The organism is Coprococcus intestinihominis, assembly GCF_040096555.1.
GTDB classification, from domain to species: Bacteria; Bacillota; Clostridia; order Lachnospirales; family Lachnospiraceae; genus Coprococcus_A; species Coprococcus_A intestinihominis.
Window position 1 is genome coordinate 1 of the sequence record NZ_JBBMEK010000339.1, and the last position, 2,917, is coordinate 2,917.

A 2,917-nucleotide genomic window follows, 5' to 3' on the forward strand; every position below is an offset into this window, starting at 1 on the left:
GGAAGTGCGCAGTTACCCGGCAGGGGCAGAGGGCGGACCGGAAGGAACAGGGACTGTCCTTAAAACTTTTGCCTATGGCAGCACATGGAAAGACCAGCTGGCATCGGTTACCATGGAGGGGAAGACAAGGAACTTCACCTATGATGCCAACGGCAACCTGCTCAGTGACGGGAAATATACCTACAGCTGGACAAAGGGAAGCCTGCTTGAGAAAGTGACAGGTGATGGCCTGGAGGCAGTGTATACCTATGATGCATCGGGCATCCGGACATCCAAGAAAGTAAACGGTATCACAACAGAATACCTGACAGCGGGCGGCAGTGTCCTGTCTGAGAAGAAGAACGGTGTATGGCAGCATTACCTGTATGACGGCAGCGGCCAGCTGACAGCCATCCGTTATAAGGGTGCGGATTACTATTATATCCGTGACGGCTTAATGAGCATCACAGGACTGGTTGACGCCAATGGTACAGCTGTAGTAAACTACAGATATGACAGCTGGGGAATGCTGACAGGCATCACAGGCAGCATGGCAGGGACACTTGGAAAGGACAACCCGTACAGATTTAAGGGGTACTACTATGATGAAGAGACGGGGATGTACTATCTGAAGAGCCGCTATTATCAGCCGGAGATCTGCAGGTTTATCAGTGCAGATGAAGAAGATGTGTTGACAAGTACCTATGTGGGTTTTACAAATAAAAATTTATATTTGTATTGTGATAATAATTCGTTGGAAAAAGTAGATGAGTGCGGAGATATAGCAGAATGGGTAGTAGGCGCAGCTATAGGTGCGACTATAAATGTTGTTACATCATTAATTTCAGCCCAAGCAACTGGACAGGAATTTGGTATGAAAGATGCAATTATTGCAGCAACATTTGGAGCATTAAGTGGTGTGGCTAAATACAGTCCATGTGCAATTCTTTTAAATGGCGTTTATACAGCATATACAAGCTATAAAGGCGGAGCAACTATAGAGGCATCATTATTTAATGGCTGTATTTCAGCTGGCTTTTCTGCTATAAGTATTGGAAATTTGTCAAAATTGAATACTTTTTCGAATGGAGAAATTCAAGTAGGAGAAACGATTGCTACAAGCGTTATTGATTTGGCGGTAGGGACAGGAAATGCGTGTATGTCTTCTGGAATAACTACAGCAGTAACCTTATCGTACTCCAGAAATAGAACAAATCATTCTTCAAAGAAACGAAATATAAGAGGCCGGGAACCACGAAAGATAGCAGATAAAAAAGTAAGAAGAAATGGAAGAACATATCGTGAGCGTCGGTATATTTATCATAATCGTAGATTTGTTAGATGGGATAGACTGCGATAAGAAGGTATCAATTAATAAAAAAATTAATCCTCCAACTATGTTGGGGAGAATAGAGTAAGTGGAAACGTGGCATATGCTATAACAAAGCCTCCTATGTTAAAAGGAGAATGGTGTCGCAAGCCAATCTCAAAACATAGGAGGCGGTCCAAATGGACAATCAATGCTTGCGACACTGTCCTTCTGGACGAGCAGTAACAAAGCCCTTATAAGAGTTAAAACAAACCACCACTTGAAGTGGTGGTTATGACTTAGAGCAAATTAAATCGTTTCATACGTGTCAAAAAGTTTTTATAGGGGATTGAGAAAAGTAGTAGCTGAATCGATGTAAATAATTTGTTTGGTGTATGGGAGGTATATTTGATATTGAGTGAGGAAGATTTATTGGTAATTCGGGCAGCGGATGATAGGGCTTCTGTACTATTTGGAGTGATTCTAACAAATTTACTTGTGATAATTTTAAAATGGGAGAATGATGTATGGTGGTGGACGATTCTATTAATTATCATTTCATTATTATCGTTAAGACCAGTGTTTGTTGGAAATGAAACCCTTATTTTAAGTGAAGCAGGTATAGTAATAAAAGATGGTAAATATAAGAGACAGTATTTATGGAATGAGTTGCCTGTGAAACGAATAAATGGTAATTGTGTTAATTTAGGCAGAGGAATAAATAAGTACCATGAATGCATTGTTTTTTCCAAGAGTCGATTTTTAAAACCCCGATTTTTAAATCCAGTATATATCAAAATGTTGTTTAATCGGTCTGTTTTTTGTATATATTTGACAAATGGAGATGAAAAAAGTAAGAATTTGAAATATTTTCAGGGTGCAATAGAAAAAGATATAATTATGGAAAAATTAAAGGAATGGCATATAGAATTGGAGGATAATAAACCTGAGAAAAGAACTCCTTGGAAAGAACAAATTTAGTGTATAGACATGGACTGCAATATCACAAGACAAATACCGTCTGACCAAGATCACCCATAACGGCTTTGACTATACCTTTGCCTATGACGGATTCGGCAACAGAAAGAGCGTATCCATCGCCGGAAAGGCGGCAGTCAGCCATGACTATGAGGCCAAGAACGGCAACCTCTTAAAGAGCACCTATGCCAACGGCTGGGAAGTGACCTATACGTATGACAATCTTGACCGTGTGACAGAAGTAAAAGCATCGAAGGATGGCAGCTGCTATCTGATTGGCCGCTACATCTATGATAAACTGGGTCGTATCGCCCGATTTGTGGATGGACAGGTATCCGGAAAATCCTGCACTTACGGCTATGACCTGACAGACAGGCTGTGTGAAGCAGTCTTTGATGACGGTACAGCCTACCGATACACTTATGATGCCAATGACTGCCTGGTAAAAGAAGTCCAGACCACACCGGATGGCGTAAGAACCGTCACAAGGGGTTATGATGCGGACAGCCGTGAGACAGCTGTGGCCTGCGGCAGTGCCAAGGTTGAAAAGACCTTTGACAAGCTGGGCAGACTTTCATCCATCAGGAGAAACGGCGGGAAACATACGACAGCTTATACCTATGAAACAGCATCCGACGGCGGACAGACAGG

General features: G+C 41.8%; 3 protein-coding genes. All 3 read left to right on the forward strand.

Annotated elements, in window-relative coordinates; translation table 11 throughout:
* Window positions 1-1,339, forward strand: a 1,339-nt coding sequence (locus WMO25_RS16760; protein WP_349086292.1) for an RHS repeat domain-containing protein, incomplete at its 5' end; no start/stop codon positions are given.
* A gap of 363 nt (window positions 1,340-1,702) precedes the next feature.
* Window positions 1,703-2,269: a hypothetical protein gene (locus tag WMO25_RS16765; protein WP_349086293.1), complete on the forward strand. Its 567-nt coding sequence runs from the start codon at window positions 1,703-1,705 to the stop codon at window positions 2,267-2,269.
* A 229-nt stretch (window positions 2,270-2,498) separates the two neighbouring features.
* Window positions 2,499-2,917 (forward strand): hypothetical protein (locus WMO25_RS16770; RefSeq protein ID WP_349086294.1); only part of this gene is annotated, 419 nt, incomplete at its 3' end.